We start from the raw sequence: 15,970 nt of genomic DNA, 5'->3' as shown, positions 1-15,970 counted from the left end.
GAGTGCTGAGGGTTAAAAAGTGCGGAGTGTGGTGTTGTTAGGGGGAAGGGGTTGCAAGAATCTATAATTGGCAAATACTTTGGGGACTTGTTTCTCCTCACTCCCTTCTCGTCGCTGCTGACGCAGTTTCCCTCACGACTTTATCTGTTGCCCTCACTCAGCACTAAAGACGCTACAAATTTGCGTCTCTACAACACTCAGCACTGTCTATGAAAACACTCATTCATCCCACCGCTGTTATCCACCCAGGTGCTGAAGTACACCCAACGGTACAGGTTGGCGCTTATGCTGTCATTGGGGATAAGGTAAAGGTCGGCCCGGAAACAACGATAGGCGCTCATGCGATCCTGGAGGGGCCAACAGAAATTGGTGCAGGAAATCAGATCTTCCCTGGTGCGGCGATTGGCTTAGAACCCCAAGACCTAAAATATAATGGCGCTCAATCGTGGGTAAAAATTGGGGACGGGAACAAGATTCGCGAGTATGTGACGATTAACCGAGCAACTGGCGCAGGTGAAGTCACGCTGATAGGCAATAATAATTTGCTGATGGCTTACGTTCATGTTGCCCATAACTGCGCGATCGCCGATAACGTAATAATTGCCAATGCCGTAGCGCTTGCAGGTCACGTTAACATTGAGTCGCGGGCGACGATTGGCGGTGTCCTGGGAATTCATCAATTTGTCCATATCGGGCGAGGCGCGATGGTGGGCGGTATGAGTCGCATTGATAGAGATGTACCCCCATTTACTTTGGTAGAGGGAAATCCTTCTAAGGTGCGATCGCTCAATCTTGTGGGGCTTAAACGCGCCGGAATGTCAGATTCAGAGTTAGGCATCCTCAAAAAAGCTTTTCGCATTCTCTATCGCTCTCGCTTACCCCTAAATCAAGCTCTAGAACAACTCGAATTGCTACCAGATAACGAACAAGTTCAGCACTTGCGGCGATTCTTGCAATTGTCACAGATGGAGGGACGGCGCGGATCGATTCCCGGAAAGTTATGAGTAATCTTTTGAATCCAAAACTCAGACGCGATGAATCGCGTCTCTACAACTCAAAACTTAAAACTATCTTCATCAGCACTGGTGAGGTGTCTGGGGATCTGCAAGGTTCGCTGCTGATTGAAGGGCTTAAGCGGGCGGCTGTTGCTGCTGGGATAGATTTAGAAATTGTGGCTTTGGGGGGCGATCGCATGGAAGCGGCTGGTGCTACTATGCTTGGCAATACCAGCGCTATTGGTTCGTTAGGACTTGTCGAATCGCTGCCTTTTGTCTTACCAACTCTCCAGCTACAGCGTCGCGCTAAACAATATCTAAAAAGTAACCCGCCTGATTTAGTAGTGCTGATCGACTATGCGGGGCCAAATTTAAGTTTAGGTCACTATATTCACAAGCAGTTGCCTAAAGTGCCGCTAGTTTATTACATTTCGCCCCAGGTTTGGGTTTGGTGGCCTTTTGCACGAGACATCAAGCGGATTGTGGAAATGACGGATCTGCTGTTGGCGATTTTTCCAGAAGAAGAGCGTTACTTTAAAGCCAAAGGTGCTAATGTCACTCTGGTTGGTCATCCTTTAGTAGATAGGATGAAAACTGCTCCCAGTCGGGAACAGGCGCGGGTAAAATTGGGAATTGAGGATAGCCAAATGGCGATCGCGCTTTTACCCGCTTCCCGACCTCAAGAATTAAAATATCTCATGCCTGCGATGTTCGAGGCAGCTAAAGCTATCCAGAACAAGTTGCCCGATGTTCATTTCTGGATACCTTTGTCTCTAGAAGCTTATCGCTTGCAAATTGAACAAGCGATTAAGGATTATGGCCTGCATGCTACTCTTGTAACTGATAAAACTAAAGAAGTGCTGGCAGCAGCAGATTTGGCGATCGCTAAATCTGGCACGGTGAACTTGGAACTTGCTCTCCTCAACGTCCCGCAAGTAGTTATCTACCGCGTCAGTCCGATTACCTACTGGCTTGCCCGCATATTAAGATTTTCTATTTCGTTCATGTCGCCGCCCAATTTAGTGGTGATGCGACAAATTGTGCCCGAGTTGCTGCAAGAACAAGCTACACCAGAAAACATTGCTCAGGAGAGTTTGGAACTTCTGCTGAATTCAGAGAAGCGTCAACAAAACTTGGCAGACTATCAGGAAATGCAATCGCTTTTGGGAGAAGCGGGCGTATGCGATCGCGCTGCGAGTGCTATTTTGGCTCTGCTTTAACATTTTTAGTTGTTATTTACGATACAAAATATCCTTACTAATTAATTAATATTAGTTTTTTCTATGCAAATAATATATTAGTAATCTAGGCGACAATTAACTCTCTATTAGGGATGCAAAACCGAAAACTCCAGCCTAGCAACTCACAAGAAGTTCTATTACTTCTGCGATCGCCTAATAAGATGAGAATTTAATATTTTTTGTGTTTATATTGAAACGTTTAAATTACTGAAGCTTAGTAATGGCAAGGTTTACAAGCTTCATACCAATAAAATTTCGTTACTAAATTCAGCCTATTTGTGTATCGGTAAAATTAAGCGAAAAGCTAATTCATCTATCGTGAGATGTAAAATTAATATTAAAAAGTCTGATGTAATATCAGACTCAAGGGATATAGACTGGCCTCAGTCCTGCTATATTATTTTCGGCAGGCAAAGTTTACTTGCTTCGCGTGTTTAGCTACATCATGCGAGGCGGGGAAATAACTTAAAGGTTGCATTTACTAATAAATAACAAGAGTGGGGACGTTCGGAAATGGCTAAATGGCAGTTGAAAACCCCTGTTGCCTTGATGATATTCAATCGCCCCGAGACAACAGAAAGGGTGTTTGAGGCAATTCGCGAAGCAAAACCACCAATACTTTTAGTAGTTGCCGATGGCCCGCGTGCAGACCGACCAGGTGAAGCGGAAAAGTGCGCTGCTACCCGTGCAATTATCGACCGTGTAGATTGGAAGTGCGAAGTATTAAAGAATTACTCCGACGTGAATATGGGATGCGATAACCGCATCCCCGATGGATTAAATTGGGTATTCAGCATAGTTGAGCAAGCCATTATCCTGGAAGATGACTGCCTGCCCCATCCGACCTTTTTCCGCTACTGTGAAGAATTGCTCGAACGCTATCGAGACGATGAACGAGTAATGAATATATCTGGGCAAAACGTCCAGTTTGGGCAAAGCAGAACTAAATATAGCTACTTCTTCTCGCGCTATACCCTTTGCTGGGGATGGGCAAGTTGGAGAAGGGCATGGCAGCATTATGATGGTGAACTCAAGGTCTGGCCAGAAGTAAGAGACGCAGATTTGCTCAAGAATATACTTGCAGACCCTTATGCGGTGAAAGTTTGGAAGCGGACTATTCAGCTTGCTTATGACGGATATTTAAGTGCTTGGGATTTTAGATGGATGTTTACCTGCTGGGTGCAGAATGGTTTGTCTGTTGCTCCGGATGTAAACTTAGTTTCTAATATTGGGCATGGTATGGACGCAACCCATACCGTTGATACAAGTAGCCCCTATAGCAATATGAGTTTATCTGCTGTGGAATGTCCGTTGAAGCATCCACCATTAGTAGTTCGCAATTTGGCAGCAGATAGGTTTACTCAGAGGACTATATTTGATTACGATGCCAACTTCTTTAAAAAGGTTGAAAGGAAATTAAAGAAATTCGCGGGTTTGGCGATCGCGTTTTTGTCTAAATTATTCCAAAAGCCACCAACAATTGATAGCAAGTCGATGCAAGGCGTCAAACCTTGTTAATGGGGATGCAAGTAGGTTAGTTCAAGGTAAGAATCCAGAATACAAGGCTCAGAAAACAGCAGTAATTATTTTGAAGTCTGAGTTGTCTGTACCTGAATTCTTACCTTAGAAGTTTTTAGGCTGCGCGATAGAGCGATCGCGCACCTACTACTGATTTATAGTAATTTTGTAGCTGGCGAGTAGCAGCAGCCCAACCCCAGCGTTCGGCTTCGCGCCTAGCGTTTTGGCGCAAACTTTCGCGTTCATTTTGGTGAGATAAGAGGCGGACTGTGGCAGCGATCGCTCCTTGTTCATCAGTTGGATCGAACAAATAGCCGTTCGCTCCATCTGTGACGATATCAGGAATTCCACCAGAACGCGCCGCCACCACAGGACAACCCGCAGCCATCGCTTCTAACAACACCAATCCCAGCGTTTCTGTTCTAGAAGGGAAGATAAAAGCATCAGCGGAAGCATAAGCAGAGGCAAGTTCTTTACCTCCAAGATAGCCAACAAAATTAGTGGGAGTACCAGCAAAATGTTGTTCTAAGGCTAATCGATTAGGGCCATCTCCTACTAAAGCTAAACGAGCATCGGGAATAGCTTCTAAAACTGGCTTAATGCGCTCAATTTCTTTCTCAGCGCCAAGGCGACCGATATAGAGTAGAAGGGGACTTTTTGGATGTCCTTGAGAGAGGCGCGATCGCATTTCCTCGCTAGCCAAGCTGGGATGAAACGTTTCCGTGTCTACCCCCCGCTGCCACAAATCTACTCTTTCAATGCCATGATTAGTTAGCTCCTGCACCATAGCAGTTGAAGTACACAAATTTAATTCCGCTTGATTGTGAGCAGATTTTAGTAATTCCCAGAGGAAACCTTCCAAAATACCCCAACCGTAGTGGTGTAGATACTGCGGTAAATGAGTGTGGTAAGAAGCTACAAGAGGAACATGCATTGCTTTGGCATAATATATTCCACCCAATCCCAAGATAGCTGGGTTGACGACATGAATAATATCAGGCTGAAATTGTTCTAATTCATGTCCGATTGCTGGGCGGGGAAAACCCATTTTTAACTCTGGATACCAAGGCAAAGGCATACCAGGAACGCCGTAAACTCTAGCTCCCTTATACTCGCGCAGTCCGTAATCAGGAGAAAAAATCAACACTTGGTCGCCATTGCGCTGTAGATGTTCAACAGTGTGGCGCAGGCGCGTTACAATTCCGTCAACCTTGGGCAAAAATGTTTCAGTGAAAAGAGCGATTCGCATAGAAAACTGCTTAGTAAGCGGCTGATAATCCTAACCTCTTGGCAATGTCAGAATTACTGACGGGATACACTTCCTCGCATGGTGTTAGCAATTTTGACCAGTCACCAGCTTTAACGAATTCCTGCTGCTGTCGCACGAATTCAGAAATATCTTCGATATTTACAATCCAATCTTGCGCGTAATGGCGCAATACATCACCGCGCAATCCTAATTGAATGGCACGTCGCTCAAGTTTCGCGCCGCTTGGGTGATGATCTGGGTCCCATTGCAGCCGCACTGAAGATTGTTCAACAGCTTGTTGCCATTCTTTTTCACTTGGATAAAAATCTGGTAAAAAACTAGAATGTACCGCTGCTGACAAAATTTCATCGAAAGCCGAGCGTTTTAGCCTTACAGCAAGTGTCACTTCTTGCCCTTCTTTAGTACCCCAACCGGAACGATACATCATCCAGAGAAAGTTGGGTTTAATCCAACTCATTCGGTTAAGACTAAATTCGCCACCAAAATAGTTATGTGATGCTGCAAAGCGACCGATTGCTGGACGATAGGCTTGGTAAACGACAATAGAAGTGTCGTCAAACTGTGCCAAAATATGACGACCAGTTTCTGGCCATTTGCTGATTTGGGTTAAGTATGGTTCTGTATTCAACGACATCACAAGCTGCTTTTGCGGAGGGTACAGATTCCGTGAATGCCAATGGATGCGATCGCTCCTCCTAATAACACTCCCACGCCTTCAGCAAAACAATTAATTCTGTGTCTGTTCTGTGCGGCTTCAGCAACGAACAAGTCTCGCATTGTTGAAGAGGGAGAGTTAGCCACTTTTTGGTAATATTTATAGCTAGCATCTAGTACCGCCCATTCTAGGATTAAGTAGTAGAGACTTAGGCTACTTGCGCCAATACCAGGCATGACAACCAAGAGTAAGAGAACAAGCGATCGCATTTTCATGTCCTAGTGTCGCATCAAATCGTGCATTTTGACATTTCTGCTTTGTGAAAAGGCATTTATTAGACATTTTTCAAATCGGCAAAATTTTGCCGATTTGAAAAATGGTTAGGCAGATCGGAAACGATATCCGAGCGGGGACTAGGCTAGGCAAAACAGACAAATTATCTTACGGGAACTGGGTTAAATTCCCCGCAACCAATTTAGCTAAGAACTACTTTCGATGCCAAGAAACTTTGGGTAGAATCTGATTTTTATCTACTCGTTGCTGGTATTTGATGGCGAAGTTCAGTAGAGAATCTAAAAGCGAATCAGATAAATAGTGCGGCTGCAAACCGAGGTCAAGCAGTTTCGTGTTTTTGGCGTTGAAGTAGTGTTCTTCCTTCTCAATTCTGGGGTTTTCTAAGTGATTGATTTCCACATTCAATCCCATAGCGTTAGCAGCTTTTTTAACCATCATGGCTAAGTCGCCGACGCTAAACAATTCGGTGAATTGGTTGAAGACGCGGAACTCGCCAGGGGCTGCGGGGTTGGCGATCGCTAATTCCATGCATCGCACTGTATCCCGAATATCCAAAAAGCCCCTCGTCTGTCCGCCCTTACCATACACAGTCAGAGGATGTCCTATTGCTGCCTGAATGCAGAAGCGATTTAGCGCCGTGCCAAACACTCCATCGTAGTCCAGACGGTTAATCAATAACTCGTCCATCCCAGTTTCGTCAGTCAGCACGCCGTAAACGACACCCTGATTTAAGTCTGTTGCGCGTAAACCCCACATCCGACAAGCAAAGTGGATATTAGTGCTGTCGTGGACTTTTGAACAATGGTAAAAACTGCCCGGTTGTTTGGGATAAGGCAGAGTATCTTTGCGTCCATTGTGTTCGATGGTGATGTAGCCTTCCTCAATATCAATATTGGGGGTACCGTATTCGCCCATCGTCCCCAGCTTGACTAGGTGGGCATCTGGGAAATCTTCCTTCATGGCGTAAAGTAGATTCAGCGTACCCACCACATTATTGACTTGAGTCAAAACCGCGCGATCGCGGTCAATCATCGAGAATGGTGCCGAACGCTGTTCGCCAAAATGGACGATCGCCTCTGGTTCAAACGCATGCAGCGCCTTGCGGAGAAAATCGTAATTTGTGATATCCCCAACAAACAGGTCAATCGATTTCCCCGTGAGATCGCGCCAGCGCTGGATGCGTTGTTGAATTGGTGCAATCGGCGTTAGGGTTTCAGCGCCCAGTTCCAAATCCCAGTGACGCCGTACCAGGCTATCTAAGATGCCGACTTCGTACCCTTGATTGGAAAGATAGAGTGCGGTTGCCCAACCGCAATAGCCATCACCGCCAATAACCAGGACTTTCATACTCGATTAGTAATTCTCTTTTGCCAATACTCGGTCAATGTAGCAGGTTTGTGTCCCCTCTAGACTAAGAATGTCCTGGGAACGTTGGAACGTTGGAACGTTCCAACCCGCGATCGCTTTAAACCTTTACTTCATCGGCAAAGCTTGCCCAGCGCACAAAGTAGAATGGGCCAGCCAACGAACCCCAGATATGTTCGTCGGTTTCCGGATCGCGTCCCCGGTCAATACTAATAAATTTTTCCTCATCAATCTCAAAGCTGCTGTCAAGATATGTATTTTTGCCTTTGCGAAACACCATACAAGCCTTACCGGGTTGAACGTGTCCTTTGAAGCTGTTACCCTCCCACTCGACGATCATGTTGCAGCCTGGTAGTTTCTCCAGTTGATCTGCTTTTAGGGCTTGCAGACGTTTCGGGTCGCGAGATGCGCCGTAGAACTGTTCTTCTTGCTTGATGGTATAGTTTTCGATTTCTATGTGCGAACTTGTCTCAATCAACTTTAAAACTCGCACTCGGTAAGGGTTGTTGAGCATGTAATCGTAAGCTTGTTCGACTATGAAACTTACACCCGACAGAACTTCCATAGGTAGGGGACGCATACAGACGCGAATATGCGCGTACAAGGGAGGATTTTCAAAAGCTTGTTCCTGGTTGCTGAAATCTGCTGCCATCCAACGAGCTAAAGTGGCGATATCAGTAGAATGCGTCATTGTTTATTAAAATTGCTGTTGTTTGAGAAAGATCCCCCTTATTTTAAGACGGGCAATCGCCACTGCGCCTGCTAACTAGGTATCTCTTCTAGCCTGCGGTAAGAACGAGGACTATTTAATACGATGAACCCGGTAGAACGCATGCAGTTGTCCTTAACTGGGCTTTCTGTCGCCGACGCGCTTGGACAAACATTTTTTGGCGCTGGTGCTGGTCTAGAAAGCCGCATCGAACAGCGTCTAATTCCCCCAGCGCCTTGGCAATACACCGACGATACAGAGATGGCACTCTCTATCGTAGAGACGCTTTATTGTCACGGGCGCATCGATCCCGATGCGCTAGCGAGGGGATTTGCCAGACGCTTCACTCCTTGGCGCGGCTATGGTGCAGGGGCGCAGAGGCTGTTATTCGGGTTTCAATCGGGAGCAGACTGGCGAATTGAAGCCTTGCAGATGTTCGCTGGAACTGGCTCGTATGGCAATGGGGCGGCGATGCGAGTAGCACCCTTGGGCGCTTATTTTGCCGACGATTTAGAAGCTGTTAAAGAAAATGCAATTTTATCGGCCCAGCCCACACACGCCCATCCAGAGGGGATTGCAGGAGCGATCGCTGTTGCTGTTGCGGCTGCACTTGCCTATCGTGTTGGTGAAGGTGAATCTATATCTTCAGAGAGATTTCTCCAACTTATTGCCGAAAACGTCCCGAATGGGGAAACTTGTAGCGGCATTAAACAGTCCGTAAACATACCTAACAGCCGTTGTCCAACAGTAGTAGCGAGACAGCTAGGTTCGGGTTACAAAATTTCAGCGGCTGATACCGTACCTTTTGCGTTGTGGTGCGCTGCACGTCATCTGGGTGACTACGAGGAAGCTTTCTGGGCAACAGTAAGCGGTTTGGGCGACATGGATACAACATGCGCGATCGCGGGCGGTATCGTCGCACTTTCGGCTCGCCTTCGGGGAGTACCCGCAGCTTGGATTTCGGCGCGAGAATCTTTACCTGCCGATTTTATGGGCGATATTTCAGGGGCTGACACAAGCCGACGCTGACTTTCAGCCTGATTCTGAAATTAAAATCTGCCCGAAAAAGGGTAGAGCGAAAATAAAAATCTTTCTTTTCCTTGGGGTAAGGGCAGAATAACTACTTTAAATTCAAACAGCTAGCCTATGACGCCCCGATTCATGGCTGAAGCCTAAGCATCTCCGTAGTTTCTCAATCAGTGCCTTTACGGATACTTTACCAATTTAGATAGAGGACTTAATAAAGAAAATAAGTGTTAGTACTAGCATTTCCGGAGATTCCAGGGTTTAATAGCTGAAATGGCCACAACTTATTGGGGATAACAGCTGGTAATTTTGTCAATGGCTCCAGACTAAATTCCCCAGCCGGATAGCACCATGTCAGTAATTTTTACAAAAAAGCCACGATTTCAGGGGTTTATTAGTACGGGTTAGAACATCACGGAGCGCGGACAGGAAGAAGTTGCAGGCAGACTGTTGCAGGTAGAGACAAAGCACGATTCTGCGGTTAGCTTCGCCCTTCCAAACCTAAATTTTCATGGGGCAATGGCAGTAAGAGTTGAAATTATCGTGCCTTGGGTTCTTGCAGTTCCAGGGTAAAAAACCACAAAGAGGTCGCACTGATGAGCGTAAACGAATTTGCCCAGAATATAGAAATCGTGCGCGTAGGGGCGGTGCCCCCGTGCCCGCCCCAGCACTTTAGCGCAGATCGCGTCGCTGTACTACATCAGACGGCTGATGATTTGCCGATTCATCAACAAAAGTTCCTCGCCATCTATGAAGAAGAGCTGCGCGTCGCCTTAGAAAAATTACTTACAGCCAACGAGCAGCTGTGCCAACAAAATCAGCAACTGCTTGAGCGTACCAAGGCATTAGAAGAAAACCTAACGCAATACCAAGATCTTTTTGAGTTTGCTCCAGACGCCTACCTAGTGACCGATGCAGAAGGTACGATCCAGCAAGCCAACCGCGCCACTGCAAGGCTGTTCAAGGTAAGCCAGCATTTCTTGGTGGGCAAACCCCTGCTTAGCTTCGTCCCTGAAGAAGAGCGGCAAACTTTTAATTCCCATCTAAACTGGATGTGCCGGATAGACCAAGTTCACGAGTGGGAATTGCGCCTGCGGCAACCAGAGGAAGGTTACTTTGATGCTGCCGTAACGGTTGCTGCTACGTGCGAACGAGAAGACAAAGCGATCGCCCTGCGCTGGCTCCTTCGCGACATTACGGAGCGCAAGCGAACTGAGGCGATAAAAACTAAGGTGCAAGTCCTAGAGAGCATGGTAGAAGGCGTCAACGTCTCTGACGAAAACGGGATAATTTTCCTCACCAATCCGGCATTTGATGCGATGTTTGGATACTCGCAAGGTGAGTTGCTCGGCGAGCGCGTATCGGTTCTAAATGCCCATCAAAATAGCCGACTTATAGGTGAAATAACGAGTTTGTTGCAGGCTGGGGGATCGTGGTCTGGGGAGATCGAAAACCGTAAGAAAGACGGCACCCCGTTCATAACCTATGGCCGTATAAGCACTTTAGAGATTTCCGGCAAAAAATATTGGGTTTCTGTCTACGAGGACATTACCTCGCGCAAGCTGGTAGAGGAGGCACTGCGGGAAAGCCAGCGTCGGCTAGCCACCTTGATTGATTCACTTCCTGGTATTGCTTTTTCCTCTTCAAACGATCCTGAATGGTCGATGCGATACCTGAGCGAAGGCTGCCTTAACTTAACGGGGTATAGAAGCGAAGAACTATTAGAAAATGGAGTAGTTTCGTATAATTCCATCCTCTATCCTGAAGATTTATCAAAAGTAGCGATCGCAATTAATGAAGCAGTCGCCAACAAGCAACCTTATGTTGTTGAATATCGCATTCGTACCAAATCAGGCGGGGAAAGATGGCTCTGGGAAAAAGGCAGGGCAGTATTTGACAGCAATGGCAGGGTGCTTGGCCGCGAGGGTTTCATCACTGATATCACCGAGATTAAGCACGCCGAACAAGCCCTGCGAGAGAAGGAAGAATTTCTCCAACTAATTCTCGACAACATCCCTCAATTTATCTTTTGGAAAGACAAAAACTCAGTCTATCTTGGTTGCAATACCAACTTCGCACGAGCCGCTGGCCTTAACAGTCCAGAGGAGATTGTTGGCAAGACAGACTACGAATTGGCCTGGAAAAAAGAGGAGTCAGACTTCTTCCGCGAGTGCGATGCCCGCGTCATGGATACGGACACGCCGGAATATCATATTATCGAACCCCAATTCCAGGCGGATGGCAAACAGGCTTGGGTGGATACCAACAAGATTCCACTCCACGATTCTTTAGGGAATGTCGTGGGCATTCTCGGCAGCTACGAAGATATTACCGAGCGCAAGCACGCAGAGGAAGCATTACGACAGGCTGAACAGAAGTATCACAGCATTTTTGAAAATGCTGTCGAGGGTATTTTCCAAACCACAGTTGATGGTTATTTCCTGACAGCAAACCCGATGTTGGCGCGGATATATGGCTATGATTCACCCGAAGAGCTAATAGCAAGTGTCACTGATATCCAGCATCAATTGTACGTTGACAGAAATCGCCGTGATGAATTCAAGCGTCTGGTCCACGAGCAGGGTGCTTTATGGGGATTCGAGTCGCAAGTGTATCGCAAAGACGGTTCTTTAATCTGGATTTCTGAGAACGGTCACGCTATTTATGATGCAAGCGATCGCTTAATAGGATACGAAGGAGCCGTAGAAGATATCACCTCGCGCAAAGCTGCTGAAGCAATGATTCAGTATCAAGCTTTTCACGACCTCCTCACTGGTCTGCCCAACCGCACTCTCTTCAACGAGCGGGTCTTCACGGCACTGACAAGCGCACGTTCTAGCAACAGCAGTTTGGCTGTCATGTTTCTAGACCTAGATCGCTTCAAGATTATCAACGATACCCTTGGTCACGCCATTGGCGATCAATTATTGCAAGGTGTTAGCGAAAGATTAAAATACTGTTTGCGCGAAGGCGATACTTTTGCCCGTTGGGGAGGTGATGAATTCACCCTTCTACTCCCTCAAATTAATGATGCAGAAGATGCTGCCAAAATTGCCCAACGAATTCTTGAAGCCCTCAAGCCAGCTTTTAATCTAGAGGGTCACGAACTTTATATCAGCAGCAGCATCGGAATTGCCCTCTATCCCCAAGATGGCGGGGATGTTCAAACCCTATTAAGAAATGCTGATGCTGCGTTATACCGCGCTAAGGAACATGGCCGGAATAACTATCGTTTTTACCTCCCATCGATGAACTCACAGGCTTCGGAATTGTTGGCGCTGGAGAATCAACTGCACCAAGCTCTGGAGCGTGAAGAATTTGTGGTTTATTACCAGCCCCAGGTGAACGTCAAAACTGGCGAGATCACCGGGATGGAGGCTCTAGTGCGCTGGCAGCACCCCGAGTTGGGACTCGTTGCTCCCGGAACATTTATACCCCTAGCTGAGGCCAACGGACTAATCGTACCCATTGGCGAGTGGGTGTTGCGGACTGCCTGTGCCCAAAATAAAGCTTGGCAGGATGCAGGCTTCCCACCAGTGCGGGTGGCAGTCAACCTCTCGGCTCGGCAGTTTCAGCAGCCTACTCTGGTGGCAATGGTAGGGCAGGTGTTGGCAGAAACTGGGCTGGAGGCTCGCTTTCTGGAGTTGGAAATTACTGAAACTACGATAATGCAGAATGTGGAGTTTGCCCGTACCATGCTAAGCGATTTGCAGGCGATGGGCGTTCACATCTCTATGGATGATTTTGGAACGGGCTATTCTTCTCTTAGTTATCTGAAAAAATTTCCGTTCCATACAATCAAAATCGATCAATCTTTTATTCGCGAATTGACATCCGCTCCGCAGGATACAGCTATAATCTCTGCTGTCAATACGCTAGGGTATGGCCTCAATCTTAGAGTTGTTGCAGAGGGTGTAGAAACTCACGAGCAACTGCAATTATTGCGAAGTCTCCAATGCGACGAGATGCAGGGTTACTTGTTCAGCCGCTCTTTATCTGTTGTAGATGCAACCAAAGTTCTCCAGAAATATTGGCTGCAAGCATCGCTGATAGCTCTGAATGAGGAAAATCAAGAAAGATTGGGTAATGCAGCTGCTTTAGATTTAATGTTTTTGCTTCAACCAAGTAAGGCCTAGTCTAATAAAGGCAAAAGTAAAAAGGAATAAGATCCGCCACTTGCCCCTAAATAAATTTAGGGGGATTCTCTTTTTACTTTTTCAAACGCTGTTATAGACAACTACCCATTACCTATTAGCTGCTTAACGGTTGCTGTTGAGGCGAAATAATAAAAACTGAGTCACTTGATTTTCGTCGAAATTATTATCGCTAACGACCAACAAACTCTGGCTACCATCTGGCAAGCGAGGGCCAAGTGTCATTCCCTCTAGATTGTCTAAGGCGATCCCTAATTGGTTTAAGTCCAACAACAACTTTTTCTTAACTGGCTGAATGCTGCTGATATTCCCTTTGAGGCTGGCAATGCTGGAGGTGTCGGTTGCTCCACCAGTTGCAGCCTGGAAAATCCGCGCGTTGAAACCCAAGAGACCAAAAGAGCGCTCTAAACTGAGGAAGTGGCCGCCTTGATCCAAAGCTAATAATTCTGTCAAGCCATGATATACCGAGCCAGAGGGTCGTGGTTCGAGTTGGTAGACATGCTCAGAAATCAGCACGGGTGGCCCATCGCTGAGTAAATAGTGCAGCAGGCGGCATTTTGCTCCTTGCTGTTTAGGGCTGTCTTTGGTAGGTGTTGTAACTGGATCTTTGTCTTGTACTAAGGCTGACTCGGTAGCGGCAAATAGGCGGAAGGGTTCTCCTTTAGCTGGGATGGTTCCTGTAGGATTGAGGGTGAGCGATTCAAAGGCAAAGTTATTCTGAATGCCCAGACGCTGGTTTTCTCCAGGCGCATCGGGAATATAGCGTTTTGGAATGGGCAAACTTTGTCGCAATTTACCAGTTTTTAAATCAAACTCGTTGACGAAGGGGGGGATGCTTTTGCTGGCAATGCCTTCGCTGGAGATAAATACTGATTGCTGGGGAGAGAGGGCGATCGCTTCTGTATCTACTGTTCCCTCGGGTATTGTGTTGCCATTTTCGTCTCCCAAATAGGTGACATCTTGTACTTCTACTTTCTGAATGCTGGGTTTTTCTTCGACAGGGGTATTTAAAATCAGCTTCAGGGTGTAAAATCGCGCTGGAGCCAGCTCGCTATGGTCATCCGAAACAGCATAAAACAGGTTGCGCTGTCGGTCGTAGGTAAGCCCTGATAATCCTCCGACGGGTGTATCTTTATACTCCGCCTTGGGCATCTGGTACTCGCCCAAAAATTCTAAGGATATGTCCAGAAAAGTTCTTTGCGCGGCATCGACCCGAGGTAACGCACAGGATGTTAAAAACGTTAAAGCAGCGATCGCGCTTGCTATCAGCCAAGACGAAATCCTGAATTTTATCCGGTTCACCTCTTTCTCCTAAGCTTAACTAAACAGCGGAAACTCTGGCTTCAATTTAGCAGTCAGTTGAGCTAATAAAGCTACAAATACTTGTAATACTCGATTTATTAATAATTTGAACCGCAAAAACGCTGGGAGCGCCAAGTAGAAGATGCAGGATTTACTAAAGAAAATGGGTTTGAGAAAATGGGGTTTTAAAAAGCTGGGAGTAGGAATTGTTGTCGTGACATTCCTGCTAGGTTTTGGGTCGGTTGCATTGGCAGATGATAATAAGTCTAAGCTGAACCCATTGGAGATAAAAACCAAAACCCCCGATCCGCTTTTGCCTCAATCAACCCTAGAACGACCTTTAAACGAGCTAGAAACGCAGCAGTTGAGGACCGCACTAGATGAATTAAACGCACAAGCAACTGCTCAACTGAATGCGGGAAATTCACCAGCAGCTTTTGAAATTTGGTATCGCGAACTGCGATTGCGGCGATCGCTAGGTACTTTAGAAGAAGTGCGATCGCTAGGACGAGTTGGGGAGATTGCCTGGAACAACAATAAATCAACCGAGGTGCAAGTAATTACCCAACGCCTACAAGCGATTCAGCAACAGCTTGAGGCAAAAAATAAGAAGCCTGCAAAAACAAGCGCTAGCACGTCTGCCTTAAAAATAGAGGATGCCGATATTCCAGCACTCCTACAAGCGTTGGCAACAGCTTATCAGCAAATGCGATCGCCTGGACTGGCGCTGCCAATATATCAACAGATTCTTGCTGATACCAAAGCGCGGCAAGATACAACGGCTCAAGTGGCAACCCTGAAGACGATGGGGGAACTGCAAATGAGCTGGTTCGACTATCCCGCATCGGCTGCGACTTATGAAGAGTTGCTGAATTTGGCTCTAGCTCAGGGTGATTCTTTTAACCAAGTTGTTTATATACAACAGCTTGCTTACATTTACGATAAGGCGAAAAAACCAGAAAATGCTTTGAAGATGAAGCAACAACTGGCGGAGAGCTATCTTAACAAAAAAGACATCGCTCAGTTAACGCCGCTGAAGATAGCGATCGCTTCTGACTATGAAGCGATGGGTAAACCCGATGAAGCCAGTCAAAACTATCAAGAAGCCTATTCTCTAGCGTTGTCGATACAGCAGTTTGCTTATGCTAGCGATGCTTTGCAAAAACTAGCCGCGCTCCACAAGTCTTATGACGATTTGGATTATGCTTTGCAGGTTTATCAAATCCGAGTACAGGTAGATCAACAGTCTTACAATTACTATGGTTTGATGAATACTTATGACCAAATGGGTCAAATTTATGTGCAGCAGAAAAAGTATTCTGACGCACTCACATTTTTTCAAAAGGGGTTGGAATTAGCCAAATCTTTGAAGTATCAAGAAACCTATTTCACAACTCAGATTGACCGCGTAACTCAGCAAAGTTCGCAGTAAAGTTAACCA

At 46.5% G+C, this 15,970-nt stretch carries 13 protein-coding genes; 7 read left to right on the top strand and 6 right to left on the bottom strand.

Features of this window, described 5'->3' with window-relative positions:
* Positions 1-51 precede the first annotated feature (51 nt).
* From H6F77_RS23670 to H6F77_RS23655, 4 genes are all read left to right on the top strand, one after another.
* Positions 52-213, top strand: a complete 162-nt coding sequence (locus H6F77_RS23670; protein ID WP_190491373.1) for a hypothetical protein — start codon at positions 52-54, stop codon at positions 211-213.
* Entirely contained in the window at positions 210-1,004 is a 795-nt protein-coding gene (gene lpxA, locus H6F77_RS23665) for an acyl-ACP--UDP-N-acetylglucosamine O-acyltransferase (RefSeq protein WP_190491372.1), read from the top strand. Before H6F77_RS23670 ends, lpxA begins: the two co-directional genes overlap by 4 nt.
* On the top strand, positions 1,001-2,215 hold the full coding sequence (gene lpxB / locus H6F77_RS23660) for a lipid-A-disaccharide synthase (protein WP_190491371.1): 1,215 nt from the start codon (positions 1,001-1,003) through the stop codon (positions 2,213-2,215). The genes lpxA and lpxB overlap by 4 nt, the downstream gene beginning before the upstream one ends.
* A 534-nt stretch (positions 2,216-2,749) precedes the next feature.
* On the top strand, positions 2,750-3,754 hold the full coding sequence (locus H6F77_RS23655) for a glycosyltransferase family 2 protein (protein WP_242022546.1): 1,005 nt from the start codon (positions 2,750-2,752) through the stop codon (positions 3,752-3,754).
* 115 nt (positions 3,755-3,869) lie between these two features.
* Here the strand turns inward: H6F77_RS23655 and H6F77_RS23650 are convergent, their stop codons facing one another.
* From H6F77_RS23650 to H6F77_RS23630, 5 genes are all read right to left on the bottom strand, one after another.
* Positions 3,870-5,003: a glycosyltransferase gene (locus H6F77_RS23650; RefSeq protein WP_190491370.1), complete on the bottom strand. Its 1,134-nt coding sequence runs from the start codon at positions 5,001-5,003 to the stop codon at positions 3,870-3,872.
* Positions 5,004-5,013: 10 nt separating this feature from the next.
* Positions 5,014-5,658, bottom strand: a complete 645-nt coding sequence (locus H6F77_RS23645; protein ID WP_190491369.1) for a DUF4291 domain-containing protein — start codon at positions 5,656-5,658, stop codon at positions 5,014-5,016.
* Positions 5,658-5,948 carry a hypothetical protein gene (locus H6F77_RS23640; RefSeq protein WP_190491368.1) on the bottom strand — a complete coding sequence of 97 codons (291 nt, stop codon included), beginning with the start codon at positions 5,946-5,948 and terminating at the stop codon, positions 5,658-5,660. The genes H6F77_RS23645 and H6F77_RS23640 overlap by 1 nt, the downstream gene beginning before the upstream one ends.
* 217 nt (positions 5,949-6,165) lie before the next feature.
* A complete protein-coding gene (locus tag H6F77_RS23635) occupies positions 6,166-7,320 on the bottom strand; it encodes an NAD-dependent epimerase/dehydratase family protein (protein WP_190491367.1) in 1,155 nt (384 codons plus the stop codon).
* Between the two features lie 118 nt (positions 7,321-7,438).
* Positions 7,439-8,029 carry a chromophore lyase CpcT/CpeT gene (locus H6F77_RS23630; RefSeq protein ID WP_190491366.1) on the bottom strand — a complete coding sequence of 197 codons (591 nt, stop codon included), beginning with the start codon at positions 8,027-8,029 and terminating at the stop codon, positions 7,439-7,441.
* 123 nt (positions 8,030-8,152) lie between these two features.
* On the opposite strand from H6F77_RS23630, the gene H6F77_RS23625 reads away from it, so the two are divergent.
* Together H6F77_RS23625 and H6F77_RS23620 are read left to right on the top strand one after the other, a co-directional pair.
* A complete protein-coding gene (locus tag H6F77_RS23625; RefSeq protein ID WP_190491365.1) occupies positions 8,153-9,076 on the top strand; it encodes an ADP-ribosylglycohydrolase family protein in 924 nt (307 codons plus the stop codon).
* 593 nt (positions 9,077-9,669) lie between these two features.
* The gene (locus H6F77_RS23620; protein WP_190491364.1) at positions 9,670-13,209 is read left to right on the top strand and encodes a sensor domain-containing protein; all 3,540 of its coding nucleotides are present in this window, start codon (positions 9,670-9,672) and stop codon (positions 13,207-13,209) included.
* Between the two features lie 123 nt (positions 13,210-13,332).
* Here the strand turns inward: H6F77_RS23620 and H6F77_RS23615 are convergent, their stop codons facing one another.
* On the bottom strand, positions 13,333-14,529 hold the full coding sequence (locus H6F77_RS23615; RefSeq protein ID WP_190491363.1) for an esterase-like activity of phytase family protein: 1,197 nt from the start codon (positions 14,527-14,529) through the stop codon (positions 13,333-13,335).
* Between the two features lie 142 nt (positions 14,530-14,671).
* On the opposite strand from H6F77_RS23615, the gene H6F77_RS23610 reads away from it, so the two are divergent.
* Positions 14,672-15,961 (top strand): tetratricopeptide repeat protein, encoded by a 1,290-nt coding sequence (locus tag H6F77_RS23610; protein ID WP_242022543.1) that lies wholly within the window; start codon positions 14,672-14,674, stop codon positions 15,959-15,961.
* Positions 15,962-15,970 lie beyond the last annotated feature (9 nt).

The sequence above is a fragment of the Microcoleus sp. FACHB-831 genome (genome assembly GCF_014695585.1).
Classification (GTDB): domain Bacteria; phylum Cyanobacteriota; class Cyanobacteriia; order Cyanobacteriales; family FACHB-T130; genus FACHB-831.
Note: the sequence above shows the minus strand (reverse complement) of the source record. Positions and strands in the feature narration are given on the sequence as shown.